Source organism: Streptomyces sp. bgisy159 (assembly GCF_057707805.1).
Genome location: NZ_JBYIQX010000002.1, coordinates 255,444 through 272,443, shown reverse-complemented (window position 1 = coordinate 272,443; position 17,000 = coordinate 255,444). Strand labels below are relative to the sequence as shown.

The 17,000-nt window shown below is 67.9% G+C and carries 12 protein-coding genes and 1 tRNA gene; 11 read left to right on the top strand and 2 right to left on the bottom strand.

What is annotated here, in order from left to right:
- The first annotated feature begins 52 nt into the window (after positions 1-52).
- Positions 53-784 (top strand): DsbA family protein, encoded by a 732-nt coding sequence (locus AC3ET3_RS03335; protein ID WP_432134238.1) that lies wholly within the window; start codon positions 53-55, stop codon positions 782-784.
- Between the two features lie 10 nt (positions 785-794).
- Here AC3ET3_RS03335 and AC3ET3_RS03330 read toward each other — a convergent pair whose 3' ends face one another.
- Both AC3ET3_RS03330 and AC3ET3_RS03325 read right to left on the bottom strand, forming a co-directional pair.
- Positions 795-1,826, bottom strand: coding sequence for an adenosine deaminase (locus AC3ET3_RS03330; protein ID WP_432134237.1), 1,032 nt, complete (start codon positions 1,824-1,826; stop codon positions 795-797).
- Positions 1,827-1,965: 139 nt separating this feature from the next.
- Positions 1,966-3,192 carry a pyridoxal phosphate-dependent aminotransferase gene (locus AC3ET3_RS03325; RefSeq protein WP_432155465.1) on the bottom strand — a complete coding sequence of 409 codons (1,227 nt, stop codon included), beginning with the start codon at positions 3,190-3,192 and terminating at the stop codon, positions 1,966-1,968.
- 228 nt (positions 3,193-3,420) lie between these two features.
- Here AC3ET3_RS03325 and AC3ET3_RS03320 point away from each other — a divergent pair.
- From AC3ET3_RS03320 to AC3ET3_RS03275, 10 genes are all read left to right on the top strand, one after another.
- A tRNA-Trp gene (locus tag AC3ET3_RS03320) sits at positions 3,421-3,493 on the top strand.
- 108 nt (positions 3,494-3,601) lie between these two features.
- A complete protein-coding gene (gene secE, locus AC3ET3_RS03315) occupies positions 3,602-3,889 on the top strand; it encodes a preprotein translocase subunit SecE (protein ID WP_432134235.1) in 288 nt (95 codons plus the stop codon).
- 80 nt (positions 3,890-3,969) lie between these two features.
- Entirely contained in the window at positions 3,970-4,830 is an 861-nt protein-coding gene (nusG, locus tag AC3ET3_RS03310) for a transcription termination/antitermination protein NusG (RefSeq protein ID WP_432134234.1), read from the top strand.
- Positions 4,831-5,029: 199 nt separating this feature from the next.
- Complete coding sequence (gene rplK / locus AC3ET3_RS03305; protein WP_055493153.1) at positions 5,030-5,464, top strand: 50S ribosomal protein L11; 435 nt, start codon at positions 5,030-5,032, stop codon at positions 5,462-5,464.
- A gap of 95 nt (positions 5,465-5,559) precedes the next feature.
- Positions 5,560-6,285, top strand: coding sequence for a 50S ribosomal protein L1 (gene rplA / locus AC3ET3_RS03300; RefSeq protein ID WP_432134218.1), 726 nt, complete (start codon positions 5,560-5,562; stop codon positions 6,283-6,285).
- A gap of 270 nt (positions 6,286-6,555) precedes the next feature.
- Positions 6,556-7,578 carry an SCO4651 family lipoprotein gene (locus AC3ET3_RS03295; protein ID WP_432134217.1) on the top strand — a complete coding sequence of 341 codons (1,023 nt, stop codon included), beginning with the start codon at positions 6,556-6,558 and terminating at the stop codon, positions 7,576-7,578.
- Between the two features lie 305 nt (positions 7,579-7,883).
- Positions 7,884-8,414: a 50S ribosomal protein L10 gene (gene rplJ, locus AC3ET3_RS03290; RefSeq protein WP_432134216.1), complete on the top strand. Its 531-nt coding sequence runs from the start codon at positions 7,884-7,886 to the stop codon at positions 8,412-8,414.
- 106 nt (positions 8,415-8,520) lie between these two features.
- On the top strand, positions 8,521-8,907 hold the full coding sequence (rplL, locus tag AC3ET3_RS03285) for a 50S ribosomal protein L7/L12 (protein WP_432134405.1): 387 nt from the start codon (positions 8,521-8,523) through the stop codon (positions 8,905-8,907).
- 542 nt (positions 8,908-9,449) lie between these two features.
- Positions 9,450-12,935 (top strand): DNA-directed RNA polymerase subunit beta, encoded by a 3,486-nt coding sequence (gene rpoB, locus AC3ET3_RS03280; protein ID WP_432134215.1) that lies wholly within the window; start codon positions 9,450-9,452, stop codon positions 12,933-12,935.
- A 98-nt stretch (positions 12,936-13,033) separates the two neighbouring features.
- Positions 13,034-16,948, top strand: a complete 3,915-nt coding sequence (locus AC3ET3_RS03275; RefSeq protein WP_432134214.1) for a DNA-directed RNA polymerase subunit beta' — start codon at positions 13,034-13,036, stop codon at positions 16,946-16,948.
- Positions 16,949-17,000 lie beyond the last annotated feature (52 nt).

The following is a 17,000-nucleotide window of genomic DNA, read 5'->3' as shown; positions in this document are numbered from 1 at the left end:
CGGCCGGAGGACGGCCGGAGGACAGCCGGTGGACGGCCGGGGGAAGGAAGTCATGCGGGGCAGAGGAAGGCGGGGCCGCCGGACGGCCGCCGCGGTGGCCGTGGTGCTGGCGGGCGTGGTCGTGGCGGGATGCGGGCAGGGGTCCGCCGACACGGACGCGACGAAGGACGGCACGCCGGACACGCCGGCGTACGCGCGCGTGCAGGACATCGCGGAGTCCGTCGCGCCGGACGGGACGACCATCCGCGTCGGCTCCCCGAAGGCCGACATCGTCGTGCACGTGTACGAGGACATGCGGTGTCCGGTCTGCGGGCAGTTCGAGACCCAGGGCGGCGGCGAGAGCCTGCGCGGGCTGATCCTCTCGGGGAAGGTCCGGGCCGAGTACACGCTGGCCTCGTTCCTCGACGACCGGGTCGGCGGCCAGGGCTCCAGGAAGGCCGCCAACGCGCTGCGGGCCGCCCTCGACGCGGGCCGGTTCGTCGAGTACCACGACGCGCTCTTCGCCCACCAGCCCGAGGAGAGCGTCGACGGGTACACCGACGCGTTCCTGCTGGAGGTGGCTTCCCAGGTGGACGGCCTGCGCGGCGAGACGTTCGACACCGCGGTGCGGACCATGCGCCACGGCGACTTCGTGACCGCCTCCCAGGCCGCCTACGAGGCGTCCGGCGCCCCCGGCACGCCCACGATGGCGGTCAACGGCAAGATCGTCGGGCAGGGCATGTACGGCGGCATCTTCGACAAGGCCACGCTGCCCATGGTGATCGGCGCGATGGCCGCGTCCTGAGCGGCCGGGGTCAGCCGGCCAGCCAGTCGTCGACACCCGCCAGCAGCTTCGCCCGCACGTCCTCGGGGGCCGCCGAGCCCCGTACCGACTGGCGGGCCAGCTCGGCCAGCTCCTCGTCCGTGAAGCCGTGGTGCCGGCGGGCGATCTCGTACTGGTCCGCCAGCCGGGAGCCGAACAGCAGCGGGTCGTCGGCGCCCAGCGCCAGCGGGACGCCCGCCTCGTACAGGGTGCGCAGGGGGACGTCCTCGGGCTTCTCGTAGACGCCGAGGGCGACGTTCGACGCCGGGCACACCTCGCAGGTGACCCCGCGCTCGGCCAGCCGCCTCAGCAGCCGCGGGTCCTCCGCGGCGCGCACCCCGTGCCCGATCCGGCTCGCGTACAGGTCGTCGAGGCAGTCGCGCACCGACGCCGGGCCGGTCAGCTCGCCGCCGTGCGGCGCCGACAGCAGACCACCCTCACGGGCGATGTGGAAGGCGCGGTCGAAGTCGCGCGCCATGCCCCGCCGCTCGTCGTTGGACAGGCCGAAGCCCACCACGCCCCGGTCGGCGTAGCGCACCGCCAGCCGGGCCAGCGTGCGGGCGTCCAGCGGATGCCTCATCCGGTTCGCGGCCACCAGCACCCGCATGCCCAGGCCGGTCTCCCGGGACGCCGACTCCACCGCGTCCAGGATGATCTCCAGCGTCGGGATCAGACCTCCCAGCCGCGGCGCGTACGACGTCGGGTCGACCTGGATCTCCAGCCACCCGGAGCCGTCCCGGACGTCCTCCTCCGCCGCCTCCCGCACCAGCCGCCGGATGTCCTCCGGCTCCCGGAGGCACGAGCGCGCCGCGTCGTACAGGCGCTGGAAGCGGAACCAGCCGCGCTCGTCCGTGGCCCGCAGCTGCGGCGGCTCCCCGCTGGTCAGGGCCTCGGACAGCGCCTCGGGCAGGCGCACGCCGTACTTGTCGGCCAGTTCCAGCACGGTCGAGGGCCGCATCGAGCCGGTGAAGTGCAGGTGCAGATGGGCTTTCGGCAGTTCAGAGAGATCACGTACGCGCTCCATTCCCAGATCCTGCCGCACGGCCGCGATCTCCCGGAAGCGGATTCCCCGAACGTGGTCCTGCCCGTACGAAGAAGCGGGCCACGAGAAGCGGGCCGCCTCCCCGCAGGGAGACGGCCCGCAACCTACTCACGTGAGCAGGTCAGTCCCTGGCCTCGGCCAGCAGCTTCTGGACCCGCGAGACGCCCTCGACGAGGTCCTCGTCACCCAGCGCGTACGACAGCCGCAGGTAGCCGGGGGTGCCGAACGCCTCGCCGGGGACGACCGCGACCTCGACCTCCTCCAGGATCAGCGCGGCCAGCTCCACGGTGTCCTGCGGGCGCTTGCCGCGGATCTCCTTGCCGAGCAGGCCCTTCACGGACGGGTAGGCGTAGAACGCGCCCTCCGGCTCCGGGCAGAGGACGCCGTCGATCTCGTTCAGCATCCGCACGATGGTCCGGCGGCGGCGGTCGAACGCCTCCCGCATCTTCGCCACGGCGTCCAGGTCGCCGGAGACCGCGGCCAGGGCGGCGGCCTGCGCGACGTTCGAGACGTTGGACGTGGCGTGCGACTGGAGGTTGGTGGCCGCCTTGACGACGTCCTTCGGGCCGATGACCCAGCCCACGCGCCAGCCGGTCATGGCGTACGTCTTGGCGACACCGTTGACCACGATGCACTTGTCGGCCAGCTCGGGCACCACGACAGGCAGCGAGTGGAACTCGGCGTCGCCGTAGACCAGGTGCTCGTAGATCTCGTCGGTGAGGACCCACAGGCCCTTCTCGGCGGCCCAGCGGCCGATCTCCTCGATCTGCTCGCGGCTGTAGACGGCGCCGGTCGGGTTCGACGGCGACACGAACAGCAGGACCTTGGTGTTCTCGGTGCGCGCGGCCTCCAGCTGCTCCACGCTCACCCGGTAGCCGGTGGTCTCGTCGGCGACGACCTCGACCGGGACACCGCCGGCCAGCCGGATCGACTCCGGGTACGTCGTCCAGTACGGCGCCGGGACGATGACCTCGTCGCCCGGGTCGAGGATCGCGGCGAACGCCTCGTAGATGGCCTGCTTGCCGCCGTTGGTGACGAGGATCTGCGCCGGGTCGACCTCGTAGCCCGAGTCGCGCAGCGTCTTGGCGGCGATCGCGGCCTTCAGCTCGGGCAGGCCGCCGGCCGGCGTGTAGCGGTGGTACTTGGGGTTCCTGCAGGCCTCGACGGCCGCCTCGACGATGTAGTCCGGGGTCGGGAAGTCCGGCTCACCGGCACCGAAGCCGATCACCGGACGTCCGGCGGCCTTCAGGGCCTTGGCCTTGGCGTCCACGGCGAGGGTGGCGGACTCGGAGATCGAGCCGATGCGGGCCGAGACCCGGCGCTCGGAGGGAGGGGTTGCAGCGCTCATGCACCCCATGTTTTCAGACCCGAAACGCGCCCGGCACGCCGGTTTCACTGACTGGGCATGACGGTGGACACCCCGGTGGTCGCCACGGTGACGAGGCGCCGACGCACTTTCCGTTCGACGGGGCGCCCAGGACCACGTACACTCCTACGTCGTTGGCCTTCAGCGACCGCGGCACCGTCGGTGCACTCCGAGCATCCGCTCGGATGCGGTAGGTTGGGGGACACACAAAGGGTCGTAGCTCAATTGGTAGAGCACCGGTCTCCAAAACCGGCGGTTGGGGGTTCAAGTCCCTCCGGCCCTGCTACACACACCTTCGCCAGGATGTGTGCGCATGTACGTACAGCAATGCACCGCCGTGCGGCTCAGACCGGGCGCGGCACGGCCACGACCCGGGACCAGGTGAGGACGAATGGCGGACGCCGTGGGCTCGCTCGACACGCCTGATGCCCAGGACGAAGCGCCCGAGAGCAAGAAGAAGACCCGCAAGGGCGGCAAGCGCGCCAAGAAGGGCCCGCTGAAGCGCCTCGCTCTCTTCTACCGCCAGATCGTCGCGGAGCTCCGCAAGGTCGTCTGGCCGTCGCGCAACCAGCTGACGACATACACCACGGTGGTCATCATCTTCGTGGTGATCATGATCGGCCTGGTGACCGTGATTGACTATGGGCTCAGCCACGCCGCCAAGTACGTCTTCGGCTGAGTCGAGAGCGAAGGGCGCCGAGGTATCCGGCGCCCGTTTCGCGTGTTCCACCCCTATGTATCCAGGAAGAAGCAGCCACCGTGTCTGACCAGAACCTGAACGACGCCATCGAGCCCGACGAGCCCGTCGCCGACGAGCTCGACACCGTCGAGGGTGCGGACGAGGAACTGGACGAGGTCGAGGCTGCCGACGTCGAGGCCGAGGCCTCCGACGACGCCGACGAGGTCACCGAGGTCACCGAGGTCGCGGACGACGAGGCCGAGGCCTCCGCCGAAGAGACCGACGAGTCCGAGACCGTCGCCGAGGAGGAGCCGGCCGAGCCCGTCGACCCCGTGGCGGCCCTGCGCGAGGAACTGCGCACCCTGCCCGGCGAGTGGTACGTCATCCACACCTACGCCGGCTACGAGAACCGCGTGAAGACCAACCTGGAGCAGCGCGCCGTCTCGCTGAACGTCGAGGACTACATCTTCCAGGCCGAGGTGCCGCAGGAAGAGGTCGTCCAGATCAAGAACGGCGACCGCAAGACGATCAAGCAGAACAAGCTGCCGGGCTACGTCCTCGTCCGCATGGACCTGACCAACGAGTCCTGGGGCGTCGTCCGCAACACCCCGGGTGTCACCGGCTTCGTGGGCAACGCCTACGACCCCTACCCGCTGACCCTGGACGAGATCGTCAAGATGCTCGCCCCGGAGGCCGAGGAGAAGGCCGCCCGCGAGGCGGCCGAGGCCGAGGGCAAGCCCGCCCCGCAGCGCAAGGTCGAGGTCCAGGTGCTGGACTTCGAGGTCGGCGACTCGGTCACCGTCACCGACGGTCCGTTCGCCACGCTGCAGGCCACGATCAACGAGATCAACGCCGACTCCAAGAAGGTCAAGGGTCTGGTGGAGATCTTCGGGCGCGAGACGCCGGTCGAGCTGTCGTTCGACCAGATCCAGAAGAACTGACGCCTCGGCCACTGAAGCCACCGGTCAGGTCAGACAGGCTCTCGCAGCCGTCTGACCTGCTCGGTTTTTGGCCGCGCGAACCTACCCGTTAGGGTTGTGCGGTTGCCTTCGGGCACGTTGCCTGCGGGCGCGTCGCCTCCGGGCGCGCATGTTGCCTCCGGGCACCAGGAAATCGACAAGAAACGGGAGAGGACCCGACATGCCTCCCAAGAAGAAGAAGGTCACGGGGCTCATCAAGCTCCAGATCCAGGCCGGTGCCGCCAACCCGGCCCCGCCGGTCGGCCCCGCGCTGGGTCAGCACGGCGTGAACATCATGGAGTTCTGCAAGGCCTACAACGCCGCGACCGAGTCGCAGCGCGGCTGGGTCATCCCGGTGGAGATCACGGTCTACGAGGACCGCTCCTTCACCTTCATCACCAAGACGCCGCCGGCCGCGAAGATGATCCTCAAGGCCGCGGGCGTGGAGAAGGGCTCCGGCGAGCCGCACAAGACCAAGGTCGCCAAGATCACCGAGGCGCAGGTCCGCGAGATCGCCCAGACCAAGATGCCCGACCTCAACGCCAACGACCTGGACGCCGCCGCGAAGATCATCGCCGGTACCGCGCGCTCCATGGGCGTCACGGTCGAGGGCTGACCTGGTTCCCACGGGAGCCTCCGTACACCAAGCAGATGTGTGGAAGGGCCTGCTCGGCCCGGACCACAACTCCTAAGAAGACAACAGGAGCAGTAGTGAGCAAGCGCAGCAAGTCTCTCCGCGCTGCGGACGCCAAGGTCGACCGGGAGAAGCTCTACGCCCCGCTCGAGGCCGTCCGTCTCGCCAAGGAGACCTCCACGACCAAGTTCGACGGCACCGTCGAGGTCGCCTTCCGTCTGGGTGTCGACCCGCGTAAGGCCGACCAGATGGTCCGTGGCACCGTGAACCTCCCGCACGGCACCGGTAAGACCGCCCGGGTCCTGGTCTTCGCGACCGGTGACCGTGCCGAGGCCGCGCGTGCCGCGGGCGCCGACATCGTCGGCGCCGACGAACTGATCGACGAGGTGTCGAAGGGCCGTCTGGACTTCGACGCCGTCGTCGCCACCCCGGACCTCATGGGCAAGGTCGGCCGCCTCGGCCGCGTCCTCGGCCCGCGTGGTCTGATGCCGAACCCGAAGACCGGCACCGTCACCCCCGACGTCGCCAAGGCCGTCACCGACATCAAGGGCGGCAAGATCGAGTTCCGCGTCGACAAGCACTCGAACCTGCACTTCATCATCGGCAAGGTGTCGTTCGACGACACCAAGCTGGTGGAGAACTACGGCGCCGCGCTGGAGGAGATCCTCCGTCTGAAGCCGTCCGCCGCCAAGGGCCGCTACATCAAGAAGGCCGCCATCTCCACCACGATGGGCCCCGGCATCCAGCTGGACCCCAACCGCACCCGCAACCTCCTCGTCGAGGAGGACCCGGCCGCGGTCTGAGACCCCGATCGGTGAACGGGCCCCACACCTGGCTTCAGGTGTGGGGCCCGTTTCGCTGTCCACAATTCGGGTGGTCAAGAACGTGGAAAGACGCCACACTTTACTGGCGCGTACACTTCAGCGCGCTCGTCGGCGACCACGTCGGGTACGTGGTCGTCTCCGCGCCGCCCGGGTGGGGGACACGGCGGACTTCGCGCAGCCGACACCCACGGCCCGGAAGCCGGGCCGGACAGAGCCTCATACAGGCGTGACACAGCGGGGGGAACCCACATGAACAGAGCGACCAGGATCGGCGCGGCGGCCGGGACGGTCCTGCTGCTCACCGGCGCGGTGGCGTGCGGCAGCGAGAAGGCCGAGGGCGGGCAGCGGACCGCCGCGCAGGCCCTCACCGCGGCCTTCGAGAAGACCAGCGACGCCAAGTCCGCCAAGATCTCGATGACGATGTCCATGCCGAAGTCCATGGAGGACGGCGGCGAGGTGACCATGACCGGGGTCATGGGCTGGGACCCGTCGGTCATGGACGTGACCATGGAGGGCTCCGGCCTGGCGAGCGAGCCGGGCGGCCCGGAGAAGGTCCGCATGATCATGCGGGACGACGTCATGTACATGGACCTGGGGGACGCCGCCGCCCAGGAGCTGGACATGGACGGCAAGCACTGGCTGAAGATGGACTTCGGCGCCATCGCCGAGAAGTCCGGCAACGAGAAGCTCGCCAAGGCCATGAGCGGCGGCATGGGCGAGATGAACCAGGACCCGGCAAAGCAGCTGGCCCTGCTCCTGGAGTCGCCGAACCTCAAGCACGTCGGCAGCGAGAAGATCGACGGCGTGACGGCCGACCACTACAAGGGCACGCTGTCCGTCAAGGAGATGCTGAACGCCAACAAGTCGCTCGACGTCCTCGACGCCGACGACCGCAAGGAACTGCTCGCCAACGTCGAGAAGTCCGGCATCAAGGGCTACGACACCGACGTCTGGGTCAACGAGGACGACCTGCCGGTGCGCATGGACGTCGGCATCGACAGCCCCGAGGGCACCGTCACCATGAGCATGCGGTTCTCCGACTACGGTGCGAAGGCCGAGGTCACCGTTCCGCCGGCCGGTGAGACCGTCGACTTCATGAAGATGATGGAGGACATGCAGGCCGCGATGAGCGGCGAGGGCATGGACGAGGGGGAGCTGGGCGAGCCGGACATCGACCTGGAGAACCTGGAGAACATGGACGACCTGGGGGACCCGGAGCCGGGTGACGCGGCCTTCGACGAGTCCGCGTCCGACGAGGCGATCCTGGGCTAGCGGCCGGCGTCGGCCGCCGGGCCCGGCGGCCGATTTGCCTGACTGCGGCCCGGTCCTTTAATCTCCTACAGAAGCCAAAGACCGCTGGTCGTTGCCGCGTGCTCGTACGAGGGCGCGGTGGCCGAAGGATCCGCTGAAAAGTGGGCGACCCGCGCAGGTGACAGTGGAAGAACTCCCGGAGTGCACGCCCTGGCGTGTGTACGGCCGGTCGAGTCCGCCCCGTGCGCCTGCGCCGGGGCGTTTCGTTTCCCCAGTCCTCCTTCGGGTCCGCGCGGTCCGAATCACCCGGAAGGAGGCCGAGGCTCATGGCGAGGCCTGACAAGGTCGATGCCGTCGAGGAGATGACGGACAAGTTCCGCACCTCCAACGGCGCCGTCATTACCGCGTACACCGGTCTCACCGTTGCGCAGCTCCAGAAGCTGCGTCGTTCACTCGGTGAGAACGCTCAGTACCGTGTGGCGAAGAACACGCTGACCAAGATTGCGGCCAATGAGGCCGGGATCACCACGATCGACGACCTCTTCACGGGTTCGTCGGCCGTCGCCTTCGTGACCGGTGACCCGGTCGAGGCGGCGAAGGGTCTCCGTGACTTCGCCAAGGACAACCCGAATCTCGTCATCAAGGGCGGTTTCCTTGACGGCAAGGCGCTGTCCGCCGACGAGATCAAGAAGCTTGCGGACCTCGAGTCCCGCGAGGTTCTGCTCGCCAAGCTGGCGGGCGCCATGAAGGGCAAGCAGACGCAGGCTGCTCAGGTCCTCCAGGCGCTCCCGTCGAAGCTCGTCCGCACCGTGGACGCGCTTCGCGCCAAGCAGGACGAGCAGGGCGGTGCCGAGTAATTCGGCTCGCATCATGACCATCGCCTGAGGCGGCGGTCGTAGCGGGCCAACGTACGCCCGCCACTCATGTACATCCGGCACCTGCCGAATTAGTGGAAGGAAAGCCATCGTGGCTCTCACCCAGGACGAACTGCTCGCCGAGTTCGAGGGCATGACCCTCATCCAGCTCTCCGAGTTCGTGAAGGCGTTCGAGGAGAAGTTCGACGTCACCGCCGCCGCTGCCGCGCCGGTCGTCGTCGCCGGCCAGGGCGGCGGCGCTGCCGCCGAGGCCCCGGAGGAGAAGGACGAGTTCGACGTCGTCCTCACCGGCGCCGGCGAGAAGAAGATCCAGGTCATCAAGGTCGTGCGTGAGCTGACCTCCCTGGGCCTGAAGGAGGCCAAGGACCTGGTGGACGGCACCCCGAAGCCGGTCCTCGAGAAGGTCAACAAGGAGGCCGCCGACAAGGCCGCCGAGGCCCTCAAGGGCGCCGGCGCCTCCGTCGAGGTCAAGTAAGACCTCAAACAGCCCCTGAGGCTGTAACGCTGTAGCGCTGAAGAGCGATCATCCATCTGGGTGGTCGCTCTTCGGCGTTGCCGGGGGTGCGGCCTCGGTTTCCTTGCGTCCGGGTCGGCCGGGGGTATGGTGATCTTCGTCGTGTCTCCGGACGCCCCTGGCAGGGGCCGGGGGGCCTTGACGAACCGCACGCAGCGCGCAATTCTCAGGACGCGTCGTCACAACGGTCCGAATCCGAGGCATGGATCGACGGCGAAGAGGGCAGTATCAACGTGCGTTGAGGGCAGCGCCTTGTCGCAGATGTTGAGAGAAGAACAATGAGGGCCGACGAGGGTCTCGAAAACCCGCACTGGACATCAGTGTGCCAAGTGGCTACACTGACCCTTTGCGCTGCCTGTTAGCTGTCCCCTGCCCGTCACCAGGGGTCTGCCCTCACTTCAGCATCGACGATGGAAACTCCCTCACCTGGGATCTCTGTCTCTGTGCACCGGTGAGGGGCCGGGGAGCGCGTAGTGAGTCCGAGCCCTCGGAAGGACCCCCTCTTGGCCGCCTCGCGCACCGCCTCGACCGCGAATACGAACAACGGCGCCAGCACCGCCCCGCTGCGCATCTCCTTTGCAAAGATCAAGGAGCCTCTCGAGGTTCCGAACCTGCTCGCGCTGCAGACCGAGAGCTTCGACTGGCTGCTCGGCAACACCGCCTGGCAGAGTCGGGTCGAGGCGGCTCTGGAGTCCGGTCAGGACGTCCCCACCAAGTCCGGTCTGGAGGAGATCTTCGAGGAGATCTCCCCGATCGAGGACTTCTCCGGGTCGATGTCGCTGACGTTCCGCGACCACCGCTTCGAGCCCCCGAAGAACAGCATCGACGAGTGCAAGGAGCGCGACTTCACGTACGCGGCTCCGCTCTTCGTCACGGCCGAGTTCACGAACAACGAGACCGGCGAGATCAAGTCCCAGACGGTCTTCATGGGCGACTTCCCGCTCATGACCAACAAGGGCACCTTCGTCATCAACGGCACCGAGCGTGTCGTCGTGTCCCAGCTGGTCCGTTCGCCGGGTGTCTACTTCGACTCCTCCATCGACAAGACCTCCGACAAGGACATCTTCTCCGCCAAGATCATCCCGTCCCGGGGTGCCTGGCTGGAGATGGAGATCGACAAGCGCGACATGGTCGGTGTCCGCATCGACCGCAAGCGCAAGCAGTCCGTCACCGTCCTCCTGAAGGCGCTCGGCTGGACCACCGAGCAGATCCTGGAGGAGTTCGGCGAGTACGAGTCCATGCGCGCCACCCTGGAGAAGGACCACACCCAGGGCCAGGACGACGCGCTGCTCGACATCTACCGCAAGCTGCGTCCGGGCGAGCCCCCCACCCGTGAGGCCGCGCAGACGCTGCTGGAGAACCTCTACTTCAACCCCAAGCGCTACGACCTGGCCAAGGTCGGCCGCTACAAGGTCAACAAGAAGCTGGGCGCGGACGCCCCGCTGGACGCCGGCATCCTGACCGTCGAGGACATCATCTCGACGATCAAGTACCTGGTGAAGCTGCACGCGGGCGAGACCGAGACGGTCGGCGACAGCGGTACGAACATCGTCGTCGAGACCGACGACATCGACCACTTCGGCAACCGCCGTCTGCGCAGCGTCGGCGAGCTCATCCAGAACCAGGTCCGCACGGGTCTGGCGCGTATGGAGCGTGTCGTCCGCGAGCGGATGACGACCCAGGACGTCGAGGCGATCACGCCGCAGACCCTGATCAACATCCGGCCGGTCGTCGCCTCCATCAAGGAGTTCTTCGGCACCAGCCAGCTGTCGCAGTTCATGGACCAGAACAACCCGCTGTCCGGGCTGACGCACAAGCGTCGTCTGTCCGCGCTCGGCCCGGGTGGTCTGTCCCGTGAGCGGGCCGGCTTCGAGGTCCGCGACGTGCACCCCTCGCACTACGGCCGCATGTGCCCGATCGAGACCCCCGAAGGCCCGAACATCGGTCTGATCGGCTCGCTCGCCACCTACGGCCGGGTCAACGCGTTCGGTTTCGTCGAGACCCCGTACCGCAAGGTCGTCGACGGCCAGGTCACCGACGAGGTGAACTACCTGACCGCCGACGAGGAGGACCGCTTCGTCATCGCGCAGGCCAACGCGCCGCTCACGGCCGACATGCGCTTCGAGGAGGCCCGCGTCCTGGTCCGCCGCCGCGGCGGCGAGGTCGACTACGTCGCCCCCGAGGACGTGGACTACATGGACGTCTCGCCGCGCCAGATGGTGTCGGTCGCGACCGCCATGATCCCCTTCCTGGAGCACGACGACGCCAACCGCGCCCTCATGGGCGCGAACATGATGCGCCAGGCCGTTCCGCTCATCAAGTCCGAGGCGCCGCTCGTCGGCACCGGCATGGAGTACCGCTCCGCGGTCGACGCCGGCGACGTGGTCAAGGCCGAGAAGGACGGTGTGGTCCAGGAGGTCTCCGCGGACTACATCACCACCGCCAACGACGACGGCACGTACATCACGTACCGCCTGGCCAAGTTCTCCCGGTCCAACCAGGGCACCTCGGTCAACCAGAAGGTCATCGTCAACGAGGGTGACCGGATCATCACCGGCCAGGTGCTGGCCGACGGTCCGGCCACCGAGAACGGCGAGATGGCGCTCGGCAAGAACCTGCTGGTCGCGTTCATGCCGTGGGAGGGTCACAACTACGAGGACGCGATCATCCTGTCGCAGCGCCTCGTGCAGGACGACGTCCTCTCCTCGATCCACATCGAGGAGCACGAGGTCGACGCCCGTGACACCAAGCTCGGCCCGGAGGAGATCACCCGGGACATCCCGAACGTCTCCGAGGAGGTCCTCGCCGACCTCGACGAGCGCGGCATCATCCGCATCGGTGCCGAGGTCATCGCCGGCGACATCCTCGTCGGCAAGGTCACGCCCAAGGGCGAGACCGAGCTGACCCCCGAGGAGCGCCTGCTCCGCGCGATCTTCGGTGAGAAGGCCCGCGAGGTCCGCGACACCTCGCTGAAGGTGCCGCACGGCGAGACCGGCAAGGTCATCGGCGTGCGCGTCTTCGACCGCGAGGAGGGCGACGAGCTTCCCCCCGGTGTCAACCAGCTGGTGCGCGTCTACGTCGCGCAGAAGCGCAAGATCACCGACGGTGACAAGCTCGCCGGCCGCCACGGCAACAAGGGCGTCATCTCCAAGATCCTGCCGATCGAGGACATGCCGTTCCTGGAGGACGGCACCCCGGTCGACATCATCCTCAACCCGCTGGGCGTGCCGTCCCGAATGAACCCGGGACAGGTCCTGGAGATCCACCTCGGCTGGCTCGCCAGCCGCGGCTGGGACGTCTCCGGCCTCGCCGACGAGTGGGCGCAGCGCCTCCAGGTCATCGGCGCCGACTCGGTCGCCCCGGGCACCAACGTGGCCACCCCGGTCTTCGACGGTGCGCGCGAGGACGAGCTGGCGGGTCTGCTGCAGCACACCATCCCGAACCGCGACGGCGAGCGCATGGTGCTCCCGTCCGGCAAGGCGCGGCTGTTCGACGGCCGCTCCGGTGAGCCGTTCCCGGACCCGATCTCGGTCGGCTTCATGTACATCCTGAAGCTGCACCACCTGGTCGACGACAAGCTGCACGCCCGTTCGACCGGCCCGTACTCCATGATCACCCAGCAGCCGCTGGGTGGTAAGGCCCAGTTCGGTGGCCAGCGCTTCGGTGAGATGGAGGTGTGGGCGCTGGAGGCGTACGGCGCCGCCTACGCCCTGCAGGAGCTCCTGACCATCAAGTCCGACGACGTCACGGGCCGCGTGAAGGTCTACGAGGCCATCGTCAAGGGCGAGAACATCCCCGAGCCCGGCATCCCCGAGTCCTTCAAGGTGCTCATCAAGGAGATGCAGTCGCTCTGCCTGAACGTGGAGGTGCTGTCCAGCGACGGTATGTCCATCGAGATGCGTGACACCGACGAGGACGTCTTCCGCGCTGCGGAGGAGCTCGGCATCGACCTGTCCCGGCGCGAGCCGAGCAGCGTCGAAGAGGTCTGACGGGAGTCCGGCGGGCCCTGCACCCACCAGGGCCCGCCGACCCCCAGGCCCCCGTTTCAGACCACAGACTTCACAACCCTGAGAGGGATTGACGCATAGTGCTCGACGTCAACTTCTTCGACGAGCTCCGGATCGGTCTGGCCACCGCTGACGACATCCGTCAGTGGAGCCACGGCGAGGTCAAGAAGCCGGAGACCATCAACTACCGCACGCTCAAGCCCGAGAAGGACGGACTCTTCTGCGAGAAGATCTTCGGTCCGACCCGGGACTGGGAGTGCTACTGCGGCAAGTACAAGCGCGTCCGCTTCAAGGGCATCATCTGCGAGCGCTGTGGCGTCGAGGTCACCCGCGCCAAGGTGCGCCGTGAGCGGATGGGCCACATCGAGCTGGCCGCGCCCGTCACGCACATCTGGTACTTCAAGGGCGTTCCGTCGCGGCTGGGCTACCTGCTCGACCTCGCCCCGAAGGACCTGGAGAAGGTCATCTACTTCGCGGCGTACATGATCACGTACGTCGACGAGGAGCGCCGCACCCGCGACCTGCCCTCCCTGGAGGCGCACGTCTCGGTCGAGCGGCAGCAGATCGAGAACCGCCGGGACGCCGACCTGGAGGCCCGGGCCAAGAAGCTCGAGACCGACCTGGCCGAGCTGGAGGCCGAGGGCGCCAAGGCCGACGTGCGCCGCAAGGTGCGCGAGGGCGCCGAGCGCGAGATGAAGCAGCTGCGCGACCGCGCGCAGCGCGAGATCGACCGCCTCGACGAGGTGTGGACCCGCTTCAAGAACCTCAAGGTCCAGGACCTGGAGGGCGACGAGCTCCTCTACCGCGAGCTGCGTGACCGCTTCGGCACGTACTTCGACGGTTCGATGGGTGCCGCGGCGCTGCAGAAGCGCCTGGAGTCCTTCGACCTCGACGAGGAGGCCGAGCGCCTCCGCGAGATCATCCGTACCGGCAAGGGCCAGAAGAAGACCCGTGCGCTCAAGCGCCTGAAGGTCGTCTCGGCGTTCCTGCAGACCAGCAACAGCCCCAAGGGCATGGTGCTCGACTGCGTGCCGGTCATCCCGCCGGACCTGCGTCCGATGGTGCAGCTGGACGGTGGCCGCTTCGCGACCTCCGACCTGAACGACCTGTACCGCCGTGTGATCAACCGGAACAACCGTCTGAAGCGGCTGCTCGACCTCGGTGCGCCCGAGATCATCGTGAACAACGAGAAGCGCATGCTTCAGGAGGCCGTCGACGCGCTGTTCGACAACGGCCGCCGTGGTCGCCCGGTCACCGGTCCCGGCAACCGCCCGCTGAAGTCCCTCAGCGACATGCTGAAGGGCAAGCAGGGCCGCTTCCGTCAGAACCTGCTCGGCAAGCGCGTCGACTACTCGGCGCGTTCCGTGATCGTCGTCGGCCCGCAGCTGAAGCTGCACCAGTGCGGTCTGCCGAAGGCGATGGCGCTGGAGCTGTTCAAGCCGTTCGTGATGAAGCGCCTGGTCGACCTGAACCACGCGCAGAACATCAAGAGCGCCAAGCGCATGGTCGAGCGCGGCCGCACGGTCGTGTACGACGTGCTGGAAGAGGTCATCGCGGAGCACCCGGTTCTGCTGAACCGTGCGCCCACGCTGCACCGCCTCGGCATCCAGGCCTTCGAGCCGCAGCTGGTCGAGGGCAAGGCCATCCAGATCCACCCGCTCGTCTGCACCGCGTTCAACGCGGACTTCGACGGTGACCAGATGGCCGTGCACCTGCCGCTGTCCGCGGAGGCGCAGGCCGAGGCCCGCATCCTGATGCTGTCCTCGAACAACATCCTCAAGCCGGCCGACGGCCGTCCGGTGACGATGCCGACCCAGGACATGGTCCTCGGTCTGTTCTTCCTCACCACCGACGGCGAGATGCGCGACATCAAGGGCGAGGGCCGGTCCTTCGCGTCCGTCGCCGAGGCGATCATGGCGTTCGACGCGGGCGAGCTGTCGCTGCAGGCGCCGATCGACATCCGCTTCCCGGTGGGCACCATCCCGCCGCGCGGCTGGACGCCGCCGGCCGGAGAGGAAGGCGACGACCGGGTCGCGGCGGGGGAGTGGCAGCTGGGTGACAGCTTCCGGCTGAAGACCACGCTGGGCCGTGCGCTCTTCAACGAGCTGCTGCCCGAGGACTACCCGTTCGTCGACTACGAGGTCGGCAAGAAGCAGCTCTCCGAGATCGTCAACGACCTCGCCGAGCGCTACCCGAAGGTCATCGTGGCGGCGACGCTCGACAACCTGAAGGCGGCCGGCTTCTACTGGGCCACCCGTTCCGGTGTCACCGTCGCCATCTCCGACGTCGTCGTCCCCGAGGCGAAGAAGGAGATCGTCCGCGGCTACGAGGCGCAGGACGAGAAGGTCCAGAAGCAGTACGAGCGCGGTCTGATCACCAAGGACGAGCGCACGCAGGAACTCATCGCGATCTGGACCAAGGCGACCAACGAGGTCGCCGAGGCGATGAACGACAACTTCCCGAAGACCAACCCGATCTTCATGATGGTGAACTCGGGCGCACGAGGCAACATGATGCAGATGCGTCAGATCGCCGGTATGCGTGGTCTGGTGTCGAACGCGAAGAACGAGACGATCCCGCGTCCGATCAAGGCGTCGTTCCGTGAGGGCCTGTCCGTGCTGGAGTACTTCATCTCCACGCACGGTGCCCGTAAGGGTCTGGCGGACACCGCTCTGCGGACCGCCGACTCGGGTTACCTCACCCGTCGTCTGGTCGACGTCTCCCAGGACGTCATCATCCGCGAGGAGGACTGCGGCACCGAGCGCGGTCTGCGCCTCCAGATCGCGGAGGTCGGCGCCGACGGCGTGCTGCGCAAGGCGGACGACGTCGAGACGTCCGTGTACGCGCGCTGCCTCGCCGAGGACATCGTGGTCGACGGCCGTGTGCTGGCCCCGGCCGGCACCGACCTCGGTGACGTGCTCATCGACGAGCTGGTCAAGCACGGTGTCGCGGAGGTCAAGACCCGCTCGGTCCTGACCTGCGAGTCCGCCGTCGGCACCTGCGCCATGTGCTACGGCCGCTCGCTGGCCACCGGCAAGCTGGTGGACATCGGTGAGGCGGTCGGCATCATCGCCGCCCAGTCCATCGGTGAGCCCGGCACCCAGCTGACGATGCGTACCTTCCACACCGGTGGTGTGGCCGGTGACGACATCACCCAGGGTCTGCCGCGTGTCGTCGAGCTCTTCGAGGCCCGTACCCCGAAGGGTGTCGCCCCGATCTCCGAGGCCTCCGGCCGCGTGCGGATCGAGGAGACCGAGAAGACCAAGAAGATCGTCGTCACCCCGGACGACGGCAGCGACGAGACGGCGTACCCGATCTCGAAGCGTGCCCGACTCCTGGTCAGCGAGGGCGAGCACGTCGAGGTGGGCCAGAAGCTCACCGTGGGTGCCACCAACCCGCACGACGTGCTGCGCATCCTGGGCCAGCGTGCCGTCCAGGTCCACCTGGTCGGCGAGGTCCAGAAGGTCTACAACTCGCAGGGTGTGTCGATCCACGACAAGCACATCGAGATCATCATCCGGCAGATGCTGCGCCGCGTGACGATCATCGAGTCCGGCGACGCCGAGCTGCTGCCCGGTGAGCTGGTCGAGCGCTCGAAGTTCGAGACCGAGAACCGTCGTGTGGTCCAGGAAGGCGGTCACCCGGCCTCGGGTCGTCCGCAGCTGATGGGTATCACCAAGGCCTCGCTGGCGACGGAGTCCTGGCTGTCGGCCGCCTCCTTCCAGGAGACGACCCGAGTCCTGACGGACGCGGCGATCAACGCCAAGTCCGACAGCCTCATCGGCCTCAAGGAGAACGTCATCATCGGTAAGCTCATCCCGGCCGGTACGGGTCTGTCCCGCTACCGCAACATCCGGGTGGAGCCGACCGAGGAGGCCAAGGCCGCGATGTACTCGGCCGTCGGCTACGACGACATCGACTACTCGCCGTTCGGCACCGGCTCCGGCCAGGCCGTTCCGCTGGAGGACTACGACTACGGTCCGTACAACCAGTGAGTGGTTGAACTGAGTTGAAGGGCGGTCACCCCGTACGGCACGGGGTGACCGC

Excerpts from the sequence above, each read along its gene's own strand:
- secE (WP_432134235.1), top strand. The coding sequence starts at position 3,602 with ATGGCGGACGCCGTGGGCTCGCTCGACACGCCTGATGCCCAGGACGAA.
- AC3ET3_RS03325 (WP_432155465.1), bottom strand. The coding sequence starts at position 3,192 with ATGAGCGCTGCAACCCCTCCCTCCGAGCGCCGGGTCTCGGCCCGCATC.
- rplJ (WP_432134216.1), top strand. The coding sequence starts at position 7,884 with ATGGCGAGGCCTGACAAGGTCGATGCCGTCGAGGAGATGACGGACAAG.
- AC3ET3_RS03295 (WP_432134217.1), top strand. The coding sequence starts at position 6,556 with ATGAACAGAGCGACCAGGATCGGCGCGGCGGCCGGGACGGTCCTGCTG.
- AC3ET3_RS03330 (WP_432134237.1), bottom strand. The coding sequence starts at position 1,826 with ATGGAGCGCGTACGTGATCTCTCTGAACTGCCGAAAGCCCATCTGCAC.
- AC3ET3_RS03335 (WP_432134238.1), top strand. The coding sequence starts at position 53 with ATGCGGGGCAGAGGAAGGCGGGGCCGCCGGACGGCCGCCGCGGTGGCC.
- rplK (WP_055493153.1), top strand. The coding sequence starts at position 5,030 with ATGCCTCCCAAGAAGAAGAAGGTCACGGGGCTCATCAAGCTCCAGATC.